The organism is Caulobacter sp. GW821-FHT10F06, assembly GCF_058809215.1.
On the sequence record NZ_JBXASK010000005.1, the window covers coordinates 101,187 to 121,725 of the forward strand.

At 67.5% G+C, this 20,539-nt stretch carries 22 protein-coding genes; 1 reads left to right on the plus strand and 21 read right to left on the minus strand.

Translation table 11 applies throughout. The features are described 5' to 3' along the window. Nucleotides 1-17: 17 nt before the first annotated feature. The 12 genes from rpsO to rimP all read right to left on the minus strand — a co-directional run bounded on the left by rpsO (nucleotide 18) and on the right by rimP (nucleotide 11,021). The gene (gene rpsO / locus AC1RUS_RS12405; protein WP_492916498.1) at nucleotides 18-287 is read right to left on the minus strand and encodes a 30S ribosomal protein S15; all 270 of its coding nucleotides are present in this window, start codon (nucleotides 285-287) and stop codon (nucleotides 18-20) included. A gap of 14 nt (nucleotides 288-301) precedes the next feature. Then, nucleotides 302-1,234: a tRNA pseudouridine(55) synthase TruB gene (gene truB / locus AC1RUS_RS12410; protein WP_492916500.1), complete on the minus strand. Its 933-nt coding sequence runs from the start codon at nucleotides 1,232-1,234 to the stop codon at nucleotides 302-304. Next, nucleotides 1,234-1,728 (minus strand): 30S ribosome-binding factor RbfA, encoded by a 495-nt coding sequence (gene rbfA / locus AC1RUS_RS12415; RefSeq protein ID WP_492916502.1) that lies wholly within the window; start codon nucleotides 1,726-1,728, stop codon nucleotides 1,234-1,236. The genes truB and rbfA overlap by 1 nt, the downstream gene beginning before the upstream one ends. 228 nt (nucleotides 1,729-1,956) lie before the next feature. Further along, nucleotides 1,957-2,739 (minus strand): dienelactone hydrolase family protein, encoded by a 783-nt coding sequence (locus tag AC1RUS_RS12420; protein WP_492916504.1) that lies wholly within the window; start codon nucleotides 2,737-2,739, stop codon nucleotides 1,957-1,959. Nucleotides 2,740-2,840: 101 nt separating this feature from the next. Further along, the gene (locus AC1RUS_RS12425) at nucleotides 2,841-3,389 is read right to left on the minus strand and encodes a hypothetical protein (RefSeq protein WP_492916505.1); all 549 of its coding nucleotides are present in this window, start codon (nucleotides 3,387-3,389) and stop codon (nucleotides 2,841-2,843) included. Beyond that, nucleotides 3,386-3,898 (minus strand): DUF2939 domain-containing protein, encoded by a 513-nt coding sequence (locus AC1RUS_RS12430; protein ID WP_492916507.1) that lies wholly within the window; start codon nucleotides 3,896-3,898, stop codon nucleotides 3,386-3,388. Before AC1RUS_RS12430 ends, AC1RUS_RS12425 begins: the two co-directional genes overlap by 4 nt. A gap of 47 nt (nucleotides 3,899-3,945) precedes the next feature. After that, nucleotides 3,946-4,359, minus strand: coding sequence for a type II toxin-antitoxin system VapC family toxin (locus tag AC1RUS_RS12435; protein ID WP_492916509.1), 414 nt, complete (start codon nucleotides 4,357-4,359; stop codon nucleotides 3,946-3,948). Continuing rightward, nucleotides 4,356-4,619 carry an AbrB/MazE/SpoVT family DNA-binding domain-containing protein gene (locus tag AC1RUS_RS12440; RefSeq protein ID WP_492916510.1) on the minus strand — a complete coding sequence of 88 codons (264 nt, stop codon included), beginning with the start codon at nucleotides 4,617-4,619 and terminating at the stop codon, nucleotides 4,356-4,358. The genes AC1RUS_RS12435 and AC1RUS_RS12440 overlap by 4 nt, the downstream gene beginning before the upstream one ends. Nucleotides 4,620-4,735: 116 nt before the next feature. Then, nucleotides 4,736-7,789 (minus strand): translation initiation factor IF-2, encoded by a 3,054-nt coding sequence (gene infB, locus AC1RUS_RS12445; protein ID WP_492916513.1) that lies wholly within the window; start codon nucleotides 7,787-7,789, stop codon nucleotides 4,736-4,738. Between the two features lie 201 nt (nucleotides 7,790-7,990). Continuing rightward, nucleotides 7,991-8,653 carry an RNA-binding protein gene (locus tag AC1RUS_RS12450; RefSeq protein WP_492916515.1) on the minus strand — a complete coding sequence of 221 codons (663 nt, stop codon included), beginning with the start codon at nucleotides 8,651-8,653 and terminating at the stop codon, nucleotides 7,991-7,993. Nucleotides 8,654-8,730: 77 nt separating this feature from the next. Further along, the gene (gene nusA / locus AC1RUS_RS12455) at nucleotides 8,731-10,401 is read right to left on the minus strand and encodes a transcription termination factor NusA (RefSeq protein ID WP_492916517.1); all 1,671 of its coding nucleotides are present in this window, start codon (nucleotides 10,399-10,401) and stop codon (nucleotides 8,731-8,733) included. Nucleotides 10,402-10,403: 2 nt separating this feature from the next. Further along, nucleotides 10,404-11,021 carry a ribosome maturation factor RimP gene (gene rimP, locus AC1RUS_RS12460; protein WP_492916519.1) on the minus strand — a complete coding sequence of 206 codons (618 nt, stop codon included), beginning with the start codon at nucleotides 11,019-11,021 and terminating at the stop codon, nucleotides 10,404-10,406. A 275-nt stretch (nucleotides 11,022-11,296) separates the two neighbouring features. Here rimP and ppa point away from each other — a divergent pair, with 275 nt between their 5' ends. Continuing rightward, a complete protein-coding gene (ppa, locus tag AC1RUS_RS12465) occupies nucleotides 11,297-11,830 on the plus strand; it encodes an inorganic diphosphatase (RefSeq protein WP_492916520.1) in 534 nt (177 codons plus the stop codon). A 146-nt stretch (nucleotides 11,831-11,976) separates the two neighbouring features. On the opposite strand, the gene trmB is transcribed toward ppa, so the two are convergent. The 9 genes from trmB to AC1RUS_RS12510 form a co-directional block, all read right to left on the minus strand. Further along, a complete protein-coding gene (gene trmB / locus AC1RUS_RS12470) occupies nucleotides 11,977-12,657 on the minus strand; it encodes a tRNA (guanosine(46)-N7)-methyltransferase TrmB (protein WP_492916522.1) in 681 nt (226 codons plus the stop codon). A 208-nt stretch (nucleotides 12,658-12,865) separates the two neighbouring features. Continuing rightward, nucleotides 12,866-14,089 (minus strand): methionine adenosyltransferase, encoded by a 1,224-nt coding sequence (gene metK / locus AC1RUS_RS12475; protein WP_492916524.1) that lies wholly within the window; start codon nucleotides 14,087-14,089, stop codon nucleotides 12,866-12,868. 143 nt (nucleotides 14,090-14,232) lie between these two features. Then, nucleotides 14,233-14,664 carry a helix-turn-helix domain-containing protein gene (locus AC1RUS_RS12480; protein ID WP_492916526.1) on the minus strand — a complete coding sequence of 144 codons (432 nt, stop codon included), beginning with the start codon at nucleotides 14,662-14,664 and terminating at the stop codon, nucleotides 14,233-14,235. 63 nt (nucleotides 14,665-14,727) lie between these two features. Further along, complete coding sequence (lnt, locus tag AC1RUS_RS12485; protein WP_492916528.1) at nucleotides 14,728-16,281, minus strand: apolipoprotein N-acyltransferase; 1,554 nt, start codon at nucleotides 16,279-16,281, stop codon at nucleotides 14,728-14,730. Beyond that, entirely contained in the window at nucleotides 16,278-17,174 is an 897-nt protein-coding gene (locus AC1RUS_RS12490; RefSeq protein WP_492916530.1) for a hemolysin family protein, read from the minus strand. Before AC1RUS_RS12490 ends, lnt begins: the two co-directional genes overlap by 4 nt. A 12-nt stretch (nucleotides 17,175-17,186) precedes the next feature. Beyond that, nucleotides 17,187-17,636: an rRNA maturation RNase YbeY gene (gene ybeY, locus AC1RUS_RS12495; protein ID WP_492917102.1), complete on the minus strand. Its 450-nt coding sequence runs from the start codon at nucleotides 17,634-17,636 to the stop codon at nucleotides 17,187-17,189. 18 nt (nucleotides 17,637-17,654) lie between these two features. Next, complete coding sequence (locus AC1RUS_RS12500) at nucleotides 17,655-18,599, minus strand: PhoH family protein (RefSeq protein WP_492916532.1); 945 nt, start codon at nucleotides 18,597-18,599, stop codon at nucleotides 17,655-17,657. Further along, nucleotides 18,596-19,948: a tRNA (N6-isopentenyl adenosine(37)-C2)-methylthiotransferase MiaB gene (gene miaB / locus AC1RUS_RS12505; protein WP_492916534.1), complete on the minus strand. Its 1,353-nt coding sequence runs from the start codon at nucleotides 19,946-19,948 to the stop codon at nucleotides 18,596-18,598. Before miaB ends, AC1RUS_RS12500 begins: the two co-directional genes overlap by 4 nt. A gap of 167 nt (nucleotides 19,949-20,115) precedes the next feature. Beyond that, nucleotides 20,116-20,523, minus strand: coding sequence for a Fur family transcriptional regulator (locus AC1RUS_RS12510; RefSeq protein ID WP_492916536.1), 408 nt, complete (start codon nucleotides 20,521-20,523; stop codon nucleotides 20,116-20,118). Nucleotides 20,524-20,539: the final 16 nt, after the last annotated feature.

Below are 20,539 nucleotides of genomic sequence, written 5' to 3' on the forward strand. Positions count from 1 at the left end.
GGCCGACTGCGCCGATACTAGCGGCGCAGACCCAGCTTTTCGATGAGAGCCGAATAACGGCCAGCATCGGACTTCTTCAGGTGGTCGAGGAGCGAGCGACGCTGGGAAACCAGCTTCAGCAGGCCACGACGGCTGTGGTTGTCCTTCTTGTGGGTCTTGAAGTGCTCGGTCAGGTTCGAGATGCGTTCCGAAAGGATCGCGACCTGGACTTCGGCGCTACCGGTGTCACCCTCGGTGCGGGCGTGTTCGGCGATAAGAGCGGTCTTGCGCTCGGCAGTGATCGACATCGGTTTGTCTCCGCTCAGGTGAGTTGGAAGACCCGCACCGGATTGAGCTTTCCGGCGCGCATCTCGCACAGAGCCACCAGCTTCTCTCCGGACATGGCGGAAACGGTTCGATCGCCGGGCGGAAGCTCGGCTTTCAGCGTTTCAACCTGCCTTGGGAGCAGAACGATGGCGCGTCCCTGCGCAAGCCGGAAGGCGTCTTCATCGGTCACGGCCAACGCCGGGATGTCGTCCAGCGCGGTCTCGACCGGAAGCAATGCCTCCGACAGGCGGGCCTCATAGCTCAAATTCTCCAGACTTTCCAGACTTATCGCCGAGGCCTCGGTGAACTGGCCGACCCGCGTGCGGCGAAGCTGGTCGACATGGCCGCAGGTTCCCAGACTCTCGGCCAGGTCGCGGACCACGGCGCGGACATAGGTGCCCTTGCCGCATTCCATCTCCAGGACCACGTGGTCGGCGTCCGGAACGTCGGTCACGCGCAGCGCGTGAATGTTGACCTTGCGGGTCTTCAGCTCGAACTCGACCCCTTCGCGGGCCAGGTCGTAGGCGCGCTCGCCGTCCACCTTGATGGCCGAGAAGTTCGGCGGCACCTGGTCGACCTCGCCGATGAAGGCCGGCAGGGCGGCCTCGACCTGCTCGCGCGTCGGACGCACGTCGCTGGTGCCGGTGGTCTCGCCCTCGCGGTCCAGGGTGGTGGTGTTGCGTCCCCACTGGATGGTGAAGCGATAGGCCTTGTCGGCGTCCATCAGGAACGGGACGGTCTTGGTCGCCTCGCCGAGCGCGATGGGCAGGATGCCCGTGGCCAGGGGATCCAGCGTGCCGGCGTGACCCGCCTTCTGGGCGTTATAGGCCCGGCGCACGCGGCTGACGGCGCTGGTCGAAGTCAAGTCATAGGGCTTGTCCAGGCACAGCCAGCCCGAGACGGCGTCGCCCTTCTTGCGGCGCGCCATCAATCGTTCTCGTCGTCGACCACGTCGGCCAGGCGGCGAACGTCCTGCTGGACGATCGGGTTGTCGAACAGGCGGTCCATATAGGCGGCCGAGTTGAAGCTCTCGTCGTGGATGAACTTAAGGTCCGGCGTGAACTTCATGTCGATCGACTTGCCCAGGCGGCCGCGCAGGAACTTGGCCACGCGGTTGAGACCGGCGACCACCACCTCGGGGCTGCCCGGCTCGACGGCAATCCGCGACGGCGAGGACGCCTCGCGCTCGATCTTCGGCGCGACGCCGGCGCCCAGAGGCTCGACGAAGCAGATGGCGTGGCGCAGGTCCGGGCTCATCCGCACCTCGGTCACCGTCACCGACACGCCGGCCAGGGCCGGATCCTGAAGGTCCTCCTCGCGCAGGATGTCGACCAGGGCGTGGCGGATCAGCTCGCCGGCGCGAAGCTGGCGTTGCGACGGACCGACCGGTCCGCCCTTGGGTTTGTCGGCATGGCGCTTCATGGCGCGGATATCCTTCAGGCCCGGCCGGCGGATCGAACACCGGTGCGCGGGCAAAAATGCAAGGCGCGGTGTCTAGGCGCGTAGGGGCCGAAAGTCCAGCACGGGGTGGATCCTCCCCCTTTGGGGGAGGTGGCCCAGAGGGCCGGAGGGGGTCCTCAACTGAATATGCCGTGGAGGACCCCGTCAGTCGCTCCGCGACAGCTCCCCCAGAGGGGGAGCATCTGTTTCTCAAGCCCCCGTGCGGTCCTTGAAGAAGGCGATGACCTTGTCGCGGGCCTTCATGGTCGCGCCCTCGGGGCGGTCGCGGTCCAGGTGCAGGGTCAGCACCGAATGGGGCGGGATCACGTGGTAGGGCGCGGCGTCGGCGTCCTCCAGCTCGACCAGGTCGACCAGGTCGCCGAACGCGGCCTTCAGCGCCTTGAACCGCCCGTCGCGGACATGGCCGTCGGACTTGAAGCGCAGGGCGATCATCGACAGGTCCTCGTCGGCGAACCGCTGGCGGGCGCAGGCGATCTCGGCGGCCGAGCAGTCCAGCCCGCTCTTGTCGAGCAGCGGCAGGGACGGTTGCGACAGCACCGGGGCCACCACCGACGGCTCGGTCATCATCGCCAGGGCGAAGCCGCCGGTGAAACACATACCCACCGCGCCCACGCCCTTGCCGCCGCACTCGGCGTGGACCTGCCGGGCCAGGGCCCGCAGCCAGTCGACGATCGGCGAGGAGCGCCCGGCCCGCCAGGCCGTGAACTCGCGGCGCACGCACAGGGTCTTCAGCACCGAACCCAGGGCGTAGTTGCGCGAGACGTCCTTGCCGGGCTCCCCGAACAGACTGGGACAGAAAACGGTCATGCCGGCGGCGGCCACGTCGCGAGCGAAATCGAGCACGCCGGGATGCAGGCCGGGAATCTCGTGGATGACGATGACGGCGGGGCCCGAGCCGATGCGATAGACCTCGCGGGTCCAGCGGCCGTCATCGAATTCAAACCGCGTGAAGTCGTCCAGCGCGCTGGTCATCCGGTCCCGCCCCTTTTTCGTTGAGAGGAGCTTAGACGAGTTCCGCTCGCCCTCAACGGCTGTCATCCTGGCGAGGACCCGGGATGACAGCTTTGGCGGGGCTAGCGCACGCCGATCAGGTTGTCGGTCCAGTCTTCCATCGGATCAGGCTTGGCGCCGCCGGGCAACCGCCACTCGCCGCGCCAGGAGAAGTCCAACGTGCCGCAGAGGCGGGCCTGGCCCGGGGTCTTTGGCGTGTCGCCGAACGCCTGCACCCGCAGGTCGCGGCGCGTGGCGATGCTGCTGAAGCTCAGCCACAGTCGGGTCGCCCCCGGGCAGAAGGCGCGGATATAGACCTTGCCCTGCTCGGCCTTGGGGTCAATCTCGTAGAGCGAAGCGTTGGCGTCGACGCCCTCTATCCCCGCCAGACCCTTTGGGCCCAGGTCGCTTTCCTTGCCGCGCATCAGCAGGCCTTGGGCCGGCACGCCGGTGGCCAGGACCTTGACCGGCTTGGCGCCCAGCAGGCCCTGGTCGAACAGCACGGTCAGGCCCGCGCCCGTCAGGCGCTTGGCGTCGGCCGAGATCGGATCGTACGAGAACATCCGCCGCTCGGCGTGGGCGGCCGTGCTCAGCGCGCCCATCGCCAGGACGATCGAAAGCGCCAGTCTCATCGCTTGAAGTGCAGGTTCGCCGCTTCGGGATCGAACCCGCTGAGGCGCCAGACGTCGCCTTCGCGCGTGAAGGTCAGCATGCACGGGCCGTTCTTCTTGGCCGCGCAGACCCGGCCGTTATCGACCGGGCGCAGCATGCTGGCGATGGCGATGCGACCGGGCAGCGGCTTATCGGGCGTGTAGCCGTAGTAGTTGGCGGCGGCCCGGAAGGTCTCGGGGCGGATCAGCGCCTCGCCGGCGATGTCGGCGGCCGGGCCGGCCAGGACGGCGGCGACGGCCATCAGGGTGTTGTCGGCCTTGCGGTTGCGGGCCTCGGCCATCAGCCGCGCCTCGATCTCGCCCTTCAGCGCCTGCCGGTCGACATGGGCGTCGAAGGTCGCCCGGTCACGGTCGCGGATGGCGGTCAGCAGGGTGTGGACGTCACCGGCCGCGTCGACGCGATCGACGGTGGCGCAGGCGCTGAGCGACAGCGTCGCGGCGGTCAGGGCGAGAAGGGCTTTGATACGCATGGCAAAGGCGTAACGCCGGAATTGGGCGAATTCCAGTCCGGCGGGCTTCAGGCGGTGAGAACGTCGAGGCCCAGACGGCGGGCGGCGGCGATCAGTTCGGCGTCGCAGGTGGCCAAAGCCGCACCCCTGCGGATCGCGAGCTCGAGGTAGGCGGCGTCATACGGAGTAAGACCTTCCGCGCGCGAGAGCCGTTGCGTGGCTCCCCAAGCATGCGTATCGGTCTCGGCATCCACCGAAATGTCCATGCGCTTCAGGCGCCCTAGCGACCTGTCGGCGAAGTCTTCATCGCAACGCTTGCGACGCACTGCATTTCGAAGAGCGCTCGCGACTTCCAGACGCCACAGCGAGGGCACGACAGCGCCTTCAAGGATCGCCCTCCGCAGAATGTCCGCAGCGGCTGGGCTGTCCTCGTCTTCAAATATGCTCGCCAAGGTCATCGAGGCGTCGAGAACCAGGGTCACTCCCGGCCCTCATCGATCAGTTCCCGGATCGAGATTCCCGCAAGGCTCCGCCCCTTCCGCTCATCGATCATCTCTTCGAGCGCCGCCAAAGCATCGGCGCGGGCTTGCGCCTTGCCGTCCGTGCGACGGATGACAATGTCGCCCTCCCGGACCTCGATCTCGACCTGCTCGCCATCGGTCAGGCCTGCCGTCTGGGCGATTTCGCGAGGTACGCGTAAGGCCAGGCTCTTGCCCCAGGTTCCAACGGTGATCCGGCTCATGGCGACCTCTTGTCGAGATATCCCAGCATATCTCACATATTCCGCGCTCAGAAACGAAAAAGGCGCGGACCTCGCGATCCGCGCCCTTCCGGTGATTCTGAAGTTCAAGACCGGCCCTAGTCGAGCTGGCGCTTGATCTCCTCGACGGTGAAGCACTCGATCACATCGCCGACCTTGATGTCCTGGAAGCCGGCGAACATCATGCCGCATTCCTGGCCGGACGGCACTTCGTTGACCTCGTCCTTGAAGCGCTTGAGGGTCTGCAGGGTGCCCAGTTCCAGGACCACGATGTCCTGACGGACGATCCGGACCTTGGCGCCCTTGCGGACCACGCCCTCGGTGACGCGGCAACCGGCGACCTTGCCGACCTTGGAGATGTCGAAGGCTTGCAGCACTTCGGCGTTGCCCAGGAAGGTTTCGCGCTGGATCGGCGCCAGCATGCCCGAGAGCACGCCTTTGATGTCGTCCAGCAGGTCGTAGATGATCGCGTAGTAGCGGATCTCGACGCCTTCGCGCTCGGCCAGCGCCCGCGCCTGGGCCGAGGCCCGGACGTTGAAGCCGATGAGCGGCGCGCCGGCGCCCTTGGCCAGCATGACGTCGCTTTCGCTGATCGCGCCGGCGCCCGACAGGATGATCCGCGCGCGGACCTCGTCGGTGGCCATCTTGTCCAGCGAGCCGATGATCGCTTCGGCCGAGCCCTGCACGTCGGCCTTGATGACCAGCGGCAGTTCTTTCAGCTTCTTGTCCTGCAGCTTGGCCATCATGTCGGCCATCGAAGCCCCGGCGCCCACGGGCGCCATGGTCTTCTCGCGCTTCTGGCGGATGCGGTACTCAGTCAGCTCGCGGGCGCGGGCTTCGTTCTCGACCACAGCGAAGGTGTCGCCGGGCGAGGGAACGCCGTCCAGGCCGAGGATCTCGACCGGGGTGGCCGGACCGGCTTCGGTCAGCTGCTCGTTGCGCTCGTTCAGCAGGGCGCGAACCCGGCCGAACTGGCTGCCGGCGACGACGATGTCGCCGCGCTTGAGCGTGCCGCGATTGACCAGCACGGTCGAAACCGCGCCGCGACCCTTGTCGAGCTTGGCCTCGATCACCACGCCATCGGCGGTGCGGTCGGGGTTGGCCTTCAGATCCATGACCTCGGCCAGCAGCAGGATGCGCTCGATCAGCTCGTCCAGGCCCTGGCCGGTCTTGGCCGAGACCTCGACGATCTGGGTGTCGCCGCCCAGGCTTTCGACCACGATCTCGTGCTGCAGCAACTCGTTGGTCACCCGGGTCGAATCCGAGCCCGGCTTGTCCATCTTGTTGACGGCCACGATCATCGGCACGTTCGCGGCGCGAGCGTGTTTGATGGCTTCGATGGTCTGCGGCATGACGCCGTCGTCGCCGGCCACCACCAGGATCACCAGGTCGGTGATGTTCGCGCCGCGCGCCCGCATCTGCGAGAAGGCCGCGTGGCCCGGGGTGTCGAGGAAGGTGACCTTCTGGCCATTTTCCAGACGCACCTGATAGGCGCCGATGTGCTGGGTGATGCCGCCATGCTCGCCGCCGGCCACATCGGCCTTGCGCAGCGCGTCCAGCAGGCTGGTCTTGCCGTGGTCGACGTGACCCATGACCGTCACGACGGGCGGACGGGTCTCCAGGTGATCGTCGATGTCCTCGGCGCCGATGAAGCCTTCTTCGACGTCGGCTTCCGACACGCGCTTGACGGTGTGACCGAACTCCGTCGCCACCAGCTCGGCGGTGTCGTTGTCGATGACGTCGTTGATCTTCAGCATCACGCCCTGACGCATCAGGAACTTGATGATCTCGACGCCGCGCACGGCCATCCGGTTGGACAGCTCCTGCACGGTGATGACGTCGGGAATGACGACTTCGCGGCTGACCTTGACGACGTCGGCGGGACCGCCGCGGCGCTTTTCCTTTTCACGTTCGCGGGCCCGGCGAACCGAGGCCAGCGAGCGCATGCGGTCGGCGGAGTCTCCGTCGCCGGCCACGGTCTGGATGGTCAGGCGGCCTTCGCGGCGAACCGGGGCGCCCTTGGCGCGCGACACGGCCTTGCCGGGGGCGGCGGCCTTGCGGCGATCGTCCTCGTCATCGGGCCTGCGGCTGACTTCGCCGCCGGGACGCGGGGCCGAGCGCATGGCGCGCTGGACTTCCGGGGTCGCCGGAGCGGCGGCCGGAACACCGGGACGCGGACCGCGCGGCGGACCGCCGGGACCCGTGCGGGCGCCGGGCGCCGGGCGCGGAGCCAGGGCCGAATAGCGGACGGTCTGGGTCGGGCGGTCGCCTTGCGGACGATCGCCTTGCGGGCGGTCGTTGCGGAAACCGCCGGCGCCTTCCGGACGCGGACCACGCGGCGCGGCGTCGGGACGCGGCGCGCGCTGATTGTAGGGGCCGTCCTGGCGCGGGGCGCGTTGGTTGAACGGCCGGTCGCCTTGCGGACGATCGCCCTGCGGGGGACGCTCGCCGGCCGGCGGACGGTAGGTGGTGGTCGACGAGCGGTCGTCGCGACGGTCGCGGCTGGGCTCGTAGGTGCGGGTCTGGCCGGCCGAAGGCGGCGCGGCGGGACGCGGGGCTTCCGAACGAGGAGCCTCGACGCGCGGCGCGGCCGGAGCGGCGGCGACCGGCGCTTGCGGCGCGGGGGCCTGAGCGACGGGAGCTTGAGCCACCGGAGCCGGGGCGGGAGCCACGGGCGCTGCGGCGACTGGAGCCGGAGCCGGAGCCGGCTCCGCAGCGGCCTTGGCGGCGGCGGCGGCCTTCGCGGCGGCGTCGCGGGCGGCGGCTTCGGCGGCGCGAGTGCGCGCTTCGGCTGCGGCGCGGTCGGCGGCGGCGCGATCCTGGTTTTCGCGAGCGGCCTCGATGGCGCGCTGGCGAGCGCGCATCTCGTCCTGCGACAGGCCGCCGGCCGAAGAGCCGCCGCCACCGCCGGAGCCCTGCGAAGGACGCGGTTCGTTGGTGCGGCGCTCAGCCGAAGACGGCGCGGCCAGGTTGCCGGCCGGCGCGGCGTGCGGACGGGTCCGCTTGGTTTCGACCACTACCGTCTTGGTGCGGCCGTGGCTGAAGCTTTGCTTCACCACGCCGGCGCTCACCGAGCCCTGGCGGGGCTTCAGTGTGATGGGCGCGCGCCCACCTGGGGTGCCGGGCCGACCGTTATCGTTCTCGTCGCTCATGCGCTCGCTTGTACTTCCGCCAGGCGATGCCCGGCCAAAAACCGTTCGTTCCATGTGAGAAAGGGGCCTGGACGTACTCCCACGAAGGAAGCTCGTTTCCCGACCCTTCACTCACGGGCCCGACCCCGAAGGGTCGCGCTCCACCTCAAAGATTCTAGAGCCTTGCGATCAGACCGGCCGCGCCGGTTCAATCGAAAGACCCTAGGGCTCCTCGCGCCAACTCGCCGACCAGGTCGGGGGCTGTAGCGGGCGAAAGCCTGATAACCGCTCGACGTCTAAAGTCCAGCGATCAGTGCCACGCCCGGCAAGAAGCGCCGTGTGTATCACATTCTCCCCGCCCAAGGCCAAACCCAATTCGTCGGACGTGAACATCCCCAAAATTCGCGGGTTGTTCGGGGCCTTGTAGACGGCGGTGAGCATCTTTCGGCGACCGTCGTCGGCGCCGTCGGACGCCTCGATCAGCCAGGCCGTCTTGCCGGAATTCAGCGCGGCGACGACTTTCTCGAACCCCGAGATAATGTTTCCGGCGCGCCGTGCAAGGCCCAGCCCGTCCAGAACCCGCTTGGCCAGCAAGGCTTCGACCTGGTCGGCGAGGTCCGCCGGGGCCGTCAGCTTGGTCTTGGCCGAGCGCGAGAACAGACCCTTCTTGGCCGCCGTGGTGATCGAGTCCCGATCCGCGCCCACCCAGATCCCGCGTCCCGGCAGCTTGCGCGCCAGGTCGGGGACCACGATCCCGCCGGGGCCTTCGACGAAGCGGATCAGCTTGCTCTCGTCAGTCGCCTCGCCCAGCACGACGTCCTTGCGCAGGCGCGAGGCCTCGGCATGGGTCTTGGGGGCGTTGGGGTCGACGGGCGCGTCGACCATATCGGCGGGGTCTTGGTTCATGAGCCTCTTGAAAGACCTCGGCCCTTCCGGCGTTCCGGAAGGGCCGAAGCTTTTTCTTAGTCCCGCGTCTCTTCGGCGGCTTCGGCCGGCGCTTCGGCTTCAGCCTCGACCTCGGTCTCAGCGTCGTCCTCGGCGTATTCGACCTCTTCGTATTCCGGCTCCGGCGGGGCCTCGACCCAACCCATGACGATCCGGGCGCGCATGATCAGCGCTTCGGCGTCTTCCGGCGACAGGTTGAAGCTTTCCAGGATGCCCGGCTCGCGCACGCGCTCGCCGTTCTTGCTCTCGAACCAGCCGCGCATGTCGTCGGGCACCAGACCGGCGAGGTCCTCGACCGACTTCACGTCGCCTTCGCCCAGGGCGACGGCCATGGCCAGGGTCACGCCCTCGATCTCGAGCACGGCGTCCTCGACGCCCAGCTCGACGCGCTTGGCGTCCAGGGCGGCGGCTTCCTTTTCCAGGAATTCGCGGGCGCGGGTCTGCAGTTCGTCGGCGGTCTCGTCGTCGAAGCCTTCGATGGCCGCGATCTCGTGCGGCTCGACATAGGCGACGTCTTCCACCGCGGCGAAGCCTTCGGTGACCAGCAGCTGGGCGATGACCTCGTCGACGTCCAGGGCTTCCTGGAACAGGGTAGTGCGCTCGGCGAACTCGCGCTGACGGCGCTCGCTCTCCTGGCTTTCGGTCATGATGTCGATCTGCCAGCCGGTCAGCTGCGAGGCCAGGCGGACGTTCTGGCCGCGGCGGCCGATGGCCAGCGACAGCTGCTCGTCGGGCACCACGACTTCGACGCGCTCGTCTTCCTCGTCCATGACGACCTTGGAGACTTCGGCCGGGGCCAGAGCGTTGACGATGAAGGTGGCTTCATCTTCCGACCACTGGATGATGTCGATCTTTTCGCCCTGCAGTTCGGCCACCACCGCCTGCACGCGCGAACCGCGCATGCCGACGCAGGCGCCGACGGGGTCGATCGAGCCGTCGTTGGAGATCACGGCCATCTTGGCGCGCGAACCCGGGTCGCGGGCCACGGCGCGGATCTCGATGACGCCGTCATAGACTTCCGGCACTTCCTGCGCGAACAGCTTGGCCATGAAGCCGCCGTGGGCGCGGCTCAGCATGATCTGCGGGCCCTTGGTCTCGCGGCGGACGTCGTAGATGTAGGCGCGGATGCGGTCGCCGACGTTGAAGTTCTCGCGCGGGATCGACTGGTCGCGGCGCATGATGCCTTCGCCGCGGCCCAAGTCGACGATGACGTTGCCGTATTCGACGCGCTTGACGCTGCCGTTGACGATCTCGCCCGAGCGATCCTTGTACTCGTCGTACTGACGCTCACGCTCGGCTTCGCGGACCTTATGCATGACGACCTGGCGGGCCATCTGGGTCTGGACGCGGCCGATCTCGAACGGCGGCAGGGTCTCTTCGTAGATCTTGCCGATCTCGGCGTCGCGCCAGGTGCGCTTGGCGATCGAGATCTGGACCTTGCCGATCTCGCCTTCCAGCTCGGTGTCGTCGGCCACGACCTCGATCACCCGCTTCTGGGTGGTCTCGCCGGTCTTGGGATCGATCTTCACCCGGATGTCGTGCTCGGCGCCGTAACGAGCGCGAGCCGCCTTCTGCAGGGCGTCCTCGATCGCCTCGATGACGACTTCCTTCTCGATGCCTTTTTCGCGCGCGACCGCGTCAGCGATCTGCAGCAGCTCGAGCCGGTTGGCGGAAATGCCGATGGCCATGGTCAGTCCTCTTCACTTTCGGACAGGTCAAAATCTTCGTCGTCGGCGTCGTCGCCGAGATCGTCTTCGTCAGCGCCATCGGCGGCGACGCGGGCGGCGCGTTGTTCGGCGCCGCGTTTCATCAGGGCGTCGGTCAGCACCAGCTTGGCGTCGACGATCCATTCGAACGGGAAATAGACGGTGGTGTCGTCCTCGCCCTCGATGTTCAGGCCCACCTGGCCGTCCTCGACGCCGGCGAGCTCGCCCTTGAAGCGCTTGCGGCCCTCGGCCACGCGGTCCAGCTCGATGCGGACCTCGAGACCGGCATAATCGTCGAAATCCTTCAGTCGCGTCAGCGGGCGATCGACGCCGGGGCTGGAGACTTCCAGGGTGTATTCGCCGGAAATGGGGTCGGCGGCGTCCAGGATCTCGGACACGGCGCGCGACAGCTTGGCGCAGTCCTCGACGTTCATGTCGCCGCCCGTGCCGTCTTCCAGCAGCGGACGCTCGGCCATGATCTGCAACCGACGCGTCTCGGCCCCGCCCATCAGGCGCAGGCGGACGATCTCGAAGCCGACGGTCTCGGCCACGGGATCGAGCATCTCGATCAGATCACGGTCTTCCTGCGTCTTGCCGCGCAACGGTTTTCTCAACTCAAAAACTGGGCCTTAGGCGCGGGCGCCAAACAGCCAAAGAAAAAGCGGCAGCCTTTCGGGCCGCCGCTCGAAAGCGCACTCAGCGCTGACGGACGATGTAGGAGCTATATAGCGCGATAGGCGAGCGGTTGGAAGCCCCCAGAGTCTTGCGTGACGCCCGGCCGCGCGCGGCCTCTTTCGCACTGCAATACTTGTAGCCTATACAGACGCCCGCGCAGGCCCGCCTCCCCGCGGGACCCAAACTCCTTAGAAGAGTGAAAATGGACCTCTCCAAGATCGCCACGGGCGTCAACCCGCCCTACGACCTCAACGCCATCATCGAGATCCCGCAGGGCGGCGAGCCGGTGAAGTACGAGATCGACAAGGAAAGCGGCGCCCTGATGGTCGACCGCTTCCTGCACACGGCGATGTTCTATCCGGCCAATTACGGCTTCATCCCGCACACCCTGGCCGACGACGGCGACCCCGCCGACATCATGGTGGTGGGCCCGACCCCGGTGGTGCCGGGCGCGATCATCCGCTGCCGCCCGATCGGCACCCTGATGATGGTCGATGAAGCGGGTTCGGACGAAAAGATCCTGGCCGTGCCGGTCGACAAGCTCCACCCCTTCTACACGGGCGTGAACAGCTGGCGCGACCTGCCGGTGATCCTCACCGAGCAGATCGCCCACTTCTTCCAGCACTACAAGGATCTGGAAAAGGGCAAGTCGACCAAGATCACCGGCTGGGCCGACCTGGAAGAAACCGCCGACATCATCCGCGCGGCGATCAAGCGCCACGACGATAATTACTGATTGAAGGCTGGGGGCGGGATGATACTCGCCCCCACCTGACCTGCTTCGCAGGTCGTCCGCCCCCATAGGGGGCGGATGAATTCATCTTCCCCCTATGGGGGAAGACGGTCGCAAAGCGACCCGTAGGGGGCAAGTCGCCCCGCTCCCTAGACCCTGAAGAAATCCAGGAACACCGGCGCGCAGTCGCCCAACTTCTTTTCCTCGTAACGCGTGGTCACGTGGTCGGCCGGCGGGGCATTGCGGTCGGCGGTCTCGCTCTCGAAGCGGAAGGCCGGATCGGCTAGCACGCGCTCGACGGTCCACTCGGCATAGTCGGCCCAGTCGGTGGCGAAGCGCAGGCGACCGCTGGGCTTCAGCACGCGGGCAAGTTCGGTCACCACCGCCGGCTGGATCAGGCGGCGCTTGTTGTGGCGCGCCTTGTGCCAGGGGTCGGGGAACATGATGAACACCCGCGTCAGACAGGCGTCGGGCAGCCAGCCGATCACGTCGCGGGCGTCGCCCTCATGGATGCGGACGTTCTTGAGGGCCTGCTCCTCGACGTGGCGGACCGCACTGGCCACGCCGTTGACGAAGGGCTCGGCGCCGAGGATCAGGGCGTGCGGATGCCGGCCGGCCTGGGCGGCCATGTGCTCGCCGCCGCCAAAGCCGATCTCCAGCCAGGTCTCCGTGGTCTCGGTCGCCAGGTCGCGGGGCTCGAACGGCGCCTCGGGAATGGCGATCTCGGGCAGCAGGGTGTCGAGCAGCGCCTGCTGGCGCGGCTTGACGGGCCGCGACTTGATGCGGCCGAACGAGCGCAGGGGCCCGTGGGGAATGGTGGGGGAGGTCATGGGGCGGCGTCTTAGCCGTCATCGTGGTTGGAGGCCAGCGGAGAGGCCGTGCATCCTTCGAAGCCCGCTGCGCGGGCGCCTCAGGATGAGGCGTTCTGTACTGCCTTCCTCATCCTGAGGTGCGAGGCGAAGCCGCACGGCGCCAAACGAAAACGGGCCCCGATCCGAAGATCGAGGCCCGCTTCAATCCGTCAGGAAAGGCCGAGGCTTACGCCAGCCCCTTCAGCTCGCTGGTCAGGTCGGTCTTCTCCCACGAGAAGCCGCCTTCGTTGTCCGGCGTGCGGCCGAAGTGGCCGTAGGCGGCGGTGCGGGCGTAGATCGGCTTGTTCAGCTGCAGGTGCTGGCGGATGGCGCGCGGGGTGGCGCCGCCGATCAGCTCGGGCAGGATCTTTTCCAGCACGGCCGGATCGACCTTGCCCGTGCCGTGCAGGTCGACGTGGAACGACACCGGCTTGGCCACGCCGATCGCATAGGCGATCTGGATGGTGCAGCGGTCGGCCAGGCCGGCGGCGACGACGTTCTTGGCCAGGTAGCGGCAGGCATAGGCGGCCGAGCGGTCGACCTTGGTCGGATCCTTGCCCGAGAACGCACCACCGCCGTGCGGGGCCGCGCCGCCGTAGGTGTCGACGATGATCTTGCGGCCGGTGACGCCGGCGTCGCCGTCCGGGCCGCCGATCTCGAAGCGGCCGGTCGGGTTGACCAGCCACTGGGTCTTCTTGGTGATCAGGCCTTCCGGGAAGATCGGCAGGATGTGCGGACGGATGAGGTCCAGCACGCGCTTGGAGGTCGCGGACTTGCCGTCGATCTTCTTCTTGTGCTGGTGCGACACCACGATCGAGACGACGCGGGTCGGCTTGCCGTTGGCGTCATATTCCAGGGTCACCTGGCTCTTGGCGTCCGGCTCGAGCTCGGAGAGCTCGCCGCTGTGGCGCAGCTTGGCCAGGTGGCTGAGGATGTTGTGGCTGTATTGCAGGGTGGCCGGCATCAGCTCCGGGGTCTCGGTGCTGGCGTAGCCGAACATGATGCCCTGGTCGCCGGCGCCCTCGTCCTTCTTGTCGCTGGCGTCGACGCCTTGGGCGATGTGGGCCGACTGGCCGTGCAGGTAGTTGGCGAACTTCGCCTTCTGCCAGTGGAAGCCCTTCTGCTCGTAGCCGATGTCCTTGATCGCGGCCCGAACCTTGGGCTCCAGCGACTTCAGAATGTCCTTGGTCAGCTGCTTGTTGGCGGCCTTGTCGCCGTCGGGCTTGCCCGCGCGAACTTCGCCGGCCAGCACGATGCGGTTGGTGGTGACCAGGGTCTCGCAGGCGACGCGGGCTTCAGGGTCGGCGCTCAGGAAGGCGTCGACGACGGTGTCGCTGATGCGGTCGGCGACCTTGTCGGGGTGACCCTCGGAGACGCTCTCGCTGGTGAAGATGTAGGACGAACGGCTCAAGGGACAGCTCCGGCCAATAATTTCGCCCAGGCGGACGACGTGTCCGCCCAGTTAGCCGGGGACCATATAAAGATATGTTTATGTCGGCAAGCCGCGCCGACGCTCATGCCCCGCCGAACAAGCGGCAAAAGCGCGCGGGACCCCTAGTCCTCGGCTTCGGCGACTTCCTCGTCGGCCATCGAGCGGACCAGGTCAAGGATGCGGCGACGCACCTTCGAGCGGTTGATCCTGGGGAACAGGCTGGCCAGCTCCAGACCTTCGGGGGTCATCAGGAAGTCGTGGACGAACTGCTCGGACCCGCTCTCAGCCATGCCGTCGGCGTCGGTCGGATCGGCCAGGCCCTCGAAGAAATAGGCCACCGACGACTGCAGGCTGCGGGCAATCTCGTACAGCTTGCTGGCGCTGACGCGGTTGGCGCCGCGCTCATACTTCTGCACCTGCTGGAAGGTCAGGCCCAGGTCCTCGGCCAACCGTTCCTGACTGACGCCCAGGATCTTGCGCCGCATTCGGATGCGCGCCCCGACATGCAGGTCGATCGGATTGGGGTGGCGGTCGGTGTCGGAGGGAGCGCTCATGCCTACGCTTGATAGCTGAAATTGCGGTTTTAATTCAGCCTATGTCTTACAGTTCTGTAACGATTAAAAGCCCTTAACCGCCTTTGGGCGAACTCCGGCGAACATTGATATCAAAATCAGGGCCCAGAACGGCCAGGAGCCGAGACGCGCAAAGGGCGTGGCCGTGCCCGTTTCGGGGACCACGCCGTCGATAACGCCGGTCTCTCCCAGATCCAGGCGCGCATTCGGCACGATTTTGCCTCTGGCGTCGATAATCGCCGACACCCCGGTCGGGGCGCCGCGAATGATCGGGGTGGCGGTCTCGATCGCCCGGTAGCTGGCCAGATTCAAGTGCTGCAGAGGTCCGGAGGTCACGCCGAACCAGGCGTCGTTGGACACGTTGATCAGCATCCGGACGTTCGGCTGGGGCTTGGCCAGCCGCGGGAACAGGCTCTCGTAGCAGATCAGCGGCTGGACGGTCAGGTCGGGCGAGATGCGCAGCGGCGCGGGGCGCGGCCCGGTCTCGAAGCCGTCGCCCAGATGAGCCAGGCTCTTGATCCCCAGTTTGGTCAGCAGGGCGTCCATCGGCAGATATTCGCCGAACGGCACCAGCCGATGCTTGTCGTAGACTCCAACCACCTCGATGTCGTCGGCGCCGCGTTTCAGGGCGATCAGGCTGTTGTAGTAGCGCGGTTTGTTGGGCGTTCCGTCATAGCGATAACCGCCGATCAGCAGCAGCTGGCCGGGCTGCAGGGCGTCGACGATGGCCTGGCGCACCCAGGTCCCCGGCGCGAGATAGTCGTTGATCGCCGCCGGCAGAGCGCCCTCGGGCCAGACGACGATGTCGGCGGGCTTGCCGCCGGCATAGGGCCTGGCCGTCAGCCCGATATAGGCCTGGACAATGCGTGAGAAGCTGTCGGCGTCCCACTTGGCGGCCTGCTGGATGTCGGCCTGGACGATCCGCACGGTCGGCGCGCCGGGCTTGGACGTCGGCGCCGGAGACATCCAGCCGTTGAGGTAGAGCGCCGCCAGCATAGCCGCGGCGGCTGCGATCGCCTTACGGCCGGCCAGGCCCTCGCGCCAGACGGCCGGAGCGGCGCAGATCGCCAGGGTGATCCAGGTCAAGCCGTAGGCGCCGACCAGGGCGGCGGCCTGGGACGGAGCCGAGCCGGCTCTCCAGGTCTCGCCCGGCAGGTTCCACGGAAAGCCGGTCAGCACATGGCCACGCGTCCATTCCAGCAGGGCGAAGACGCCGGCGAACACCAGCACCCGCTGCACGCCCGGCGGCCGGACCAGGCGATAGACCACGGCCGTCACGCCCCAGAACAGCGCCAGGCCGCCAGCCATGGCGGCGACCGCAAACGGGGCCATCCAGCCCTGGTTGGCTGCGTCGACCATGAAGGCCTCGGCGATCCACCAGGTGCCCAGGCCGAAATAGGCCAGGCCCGCCAGCCAGCCGCGCAGGAAGGCCGAGCGCAGCGGACGCGGACCGTCGATCGTGTCCAGCTGCCACAGCAGCAGGGCGTAACCCAGAAGGCCCGGCAGCAGGCCGAACGGCGGATGGGCCAGGGCGGCGGCAAGGCCAGCCGCCAGGGCCAGGCCGCGCCCGCGCCAGGTCGTCAGGATCTTGAAGTTCACGAAGCCGCCGCCTCGGCGGTTTCGGCCGCAACGGCGGCGGGACGCACGCGCACGCGGCGCACGCGGCGCGGATCGGCCTCGACCACTTCCAGCTCGAAGCCGTCGGGATGGGCGATAACCTCGCCGCGCTGGGGCACGCGGCCGGCCAGGGCCACGACGAGACCGGCGACGGTGTCGATATCCTCTTCCATGTCGCGCGGGGCCAGTTCGCGACCCAGAGCCGCTTCCAGCTCTTCGAGCGGGGCGCGGGCGTCGGCCTCGAACACCCCGCCGGGGCGGGCGACGATGCTGGCGGCATGGGCGTCGTCGTGCTCGTCGTCGATTTCGCCGACCACCGCCTCGATCAGGTCTTCCATGGTCACCAGGCCGTCCGTACCGCCGAACTCGTCGATGACCAGGGCCAGGTGGATGCGGCTGGTGCGCATGCGCAGCAGCAGGTCGGCGGCGCGCATCGAGGCGGGGACGTACAGGGCCTCGCGGCGCACCTTGTGCAAAACGACGTCGGTCCCAGCCGGGCGCTTGTCGCCGGCGGCCAACAGTCGGAACACGTCCTTGACGTGAACCACGCCCACGGGGTCGTCGAGGGTCTCGCGATAGATCGGCATCCGCGAGTGCTCGGCCTCGGTGAACTGGGCGACCAGGGCCTCAAAGGGCGTGGAGACCTCGACCGAGACGATGTCGGCCCGAGGGGTCATGACGTCGGCGACACGAAGGGTCTTGAAGGCCTCGGCCTGGTCGACAATGTCGACAGCGCCGGCCTGGATCGGCTCGGGCGGACGGGCGGCTTCGACCGGCGCGGTCAGCCGCTTGCGCATCTTGCGGAGAAACGCCCGCACGCCCCGGCTCTGTCGAGCTGGACCGGCGGGCTGTGGACTAGAGTCGTCGCTTGGCATGGCCTTGGCGTTTTACCCCTGATCGCCGGCGTAGGGATCGGGCACGTCCAGCTTGGCCAGGATCTCGCGTTCCAGGGCCTCCATGGACTCAGCCTCGTCGTCGCCTTCGTGGTCATATCCTAAGAGATGCAGCACCCCGTGCGCCACCAGATGTTGCAAGTGGTGCGCGAGAGGCTTGCCCTGCTCGATCGCTTCGCGCTGGCAGACCCCGAACGCCAGGGCGATATCGCCGATCTGGCCTTCCGGATTGGGCGGCGACGGGAAGGACAGGACGTTGGTCGCGTAGTCCTTCTGTCGGAAGTCGCGGTTCAGAGCCTGCACGCTGTCGTCGTCGGCCAGCAAGATGACGATCCCCTGGCCCTCGATGTCTTCGTGGGCGTCCAGCACGGCCTGGGCGGCGCGCCAGACCAGGGCCTCGGTTTCCGGCTCGGCCTTGATCCAGGCTTCGTCTTCAATCTCGATGTCGACGGTGATGGTCATTTAACGGGGCGTGCTCTGGGCTGCGTCGGCGTCGTAGGCCTTGACGATGCGTTCCACCAGCGGGTGACGCACCACGTCGGCGGCGGTGAAGCGCGACACCGAAACGCCCTCGACCCCTTCCAGGATCGAGACGGCGTGGGCCAGGCCCGAGTCACGCGGATTGAGCAGGTCGATCTGGGTCGGATCGCCCGTCACCACCATGCGCGAGCCCTCGCCCAGGCGGGTCAGGACCATCTTCATCTGCAGGCGCGAGCAGTTCTGGGCCTCGTCGACGATGACGAACGCATGCGCCAGCGTGCGGCCGCGCATGAAGGCGATCGGGGCGACCTCGATCTCCAGCTTCTCGCGGCGGCGACGCAGCTGGTCGGCGCCCATAATGTCGGTCAGGGCTTCCCAGACCGGGGCCATGTAGGGGTCGACCTTCTCGTTGAGGTCGCCCGGAAGAAAGCCGAGCTTCTCGCCGGCCTCGACGGCGGGGCGGGTGACGATCAGGCGATCGACCTCGCCGCGCAGCAACATGCCGGCGCCGTGGGCCACGGCCAGAAAGGTTTTGCCCGTGCCGGCGGGACCCAGGCCAAAGGACAGCGGATGGCTGGCCATGGCCTCCATGTAGCGGGCCTGCCCCTTGGTCTTGGGCGACACCGAGCCCTTGCGCACCGCGCGGGGCGAGGCCTGGCCGCCCGTGCTCTGGGCTTCGCCGACCGCGACGCGGACATCGGCCTCGACCACTTCCTCGCCGGCGTCGGCGCGGGCGGCCAGATCGTTCAGCGCCCGCTTGGCGCCGGTGCGTCCCTTGACGTCGCCGGTGATGGTGACGCCGCCGCCCGGGGTCTCGATCAACACCTTGAAGGCGTCCTCGATCAGGGCGGCGTGACGGCCATTGGGACCGGAGACGGCATGAACGGCGTCGTCCGACAGCGGCAGGAACTCAGGGGTGCGGCTCAAGCGGTTTCCAGGACTGAAGAGGTTTCCAGCACGCCGCCCAGGCTCATCTTGGCGGCGCTTTCGATGCGGACCGGAACGATGGTCCCGATCAGCTGTTCCGCGCCCTCGGCATGGACCGCCTGTAGATAGGGACTGCGGCCGACGATTTGACCGGCATGGCGGCCACTTTTTTCAAACAGCACCGGCATGGTCTTGCCGACCTGGCTGGCGTTGAAGGCCTTCTGCTGCTCGTCCAGCAACTGGTTCAAGCGCTCCAGGCGCTCGGCCTTCACGGCCTCGTCCACCTGACCGGTCATGGCCGAGGCCGGGGTGCCGGGGCGACGCGAATACTTGAAGGAGAAGGCCGACGCGAAACCGACCTCGCGGACCAGCTCCAGTGTCTTCTCGAAATCGCCGTCGCGCTCGCCGGGGAAGCCGACGATGAAGTCGCCGCTCATGGCGATGTCGGGACGCGCGGCGCGGATGCGCTCGATCAGCTTCACATAGCTGTCGGCCGTGTGGTCGCGGTTCATGGCCTTCAGGATCTTGTCGCTGCCCGCCTGCACCGGCAGGTGCAGATAGGGCATCAGCTCCGGCAGCTCGCCATGGGCCTCGATGAGGTCGTCGCCCATGTCGCGCGGGTGGCTGGTGGTGTAGCGGATGCGGTCCAGGCCATCGATCTTCGCCAGCTGGCGAACCAGCTTCGCCAAGGTCGAGCCGTCGCCGTCATAGGCGTTGACGTTCTGACCCAGCAGGGTGACCTCGCGCACGCCTTGATCGGCCAGGCGCTTGGCTTCCTCGACGATGTCGTTGACCGGCCGCGACCACTCGCCGCCGCGGGTATAGGGCACCACGCAGAAGGTGCAGAACTTGTCGCAGCCTTCCTGCACGGTCAGGAACGCGGTGACGCCGCTCACCTGGCGCTCGGCCGGCAGGGCGTCGAACTTTTCATCCGCCGCAAAGTTGGTCGACAACCGCTCGCCGGTGGCCCGGTGGGCGCGGGCGATCAGCTCGGGCAACTGGTGATAGGACTGCGGACCAACGACCAGATCCACCGCCTTCTGGCGGTTCATGATCTCCTTGCCCTCGGCCTGGGCCACGCAACCGGCCACGGCGATGGTCATGCGACCGCCGCCTTCCGCCTTCCGGTCCTTCATCTGCTTGATGTAGCCGAGCTCGGAATAGACCTTCTCGGTGGCCTTCTCGCGGATGTGGCAGGTGTTGAGCACCACCAGATCGGCGCCTTCGGGCTCGTCGACCACGCCATAGCCCAGCGGACGCAGGACATCGGCCATGCGCTCGCTGTCATAGACGTTCATCTGACAGCCGTAGGTCTTGATATAGAGGCGCTTTTGCGGGGTCTCGCTCATGGGCGCGGTTATGAGCGCGCGAAGGTCCGCACGCAAGATCGCTGGGAAGATCCTCCCCCTTCGGGGGAGGTGGCCCAGAGGGCCGGAGGGGGTCCTCTCCGGTCTAAACCGTTGAGGACCCCCTCAGTCGCTCCGCGACAGCTCCCACAAAGGGGGAGCATCTTCAATCAATCCTCGATCGGAACCCCGTACAGCTCCAGCCGGTGGTCCACCAGCTTGTAGCCCAACTTGCGCGCGATGGCGTTCTGCAGGGCCTCGATCTCCTCGTCCACGAACTCGACGACCTTGCCGGTCTTCATGTCGATCAGGTGGTCGTGGTGGTGGCTGGGGGTCTCTTCGTAGCGCGAGCGGCCGTCGCGGAAGTCGTGGCGCTCGATGATGCCGCTTTCCTCGAAGAGGCGGACGGTGCGATAGACCGTGGCGATCGAGATGTGCGGGTCGACGGCGTGGGCGCGGCGGTGCAGCTCTTCGACATCCGGATGGTCGTCGGCCGACGACAGCACGCGCGCGATGACGCGGCGCTGGTCGGTCATGCGCATGCCCTTTTCGATGCAGAGCTTTTCAAGTCGATCCAAGGCGGCGCCTCCGTCT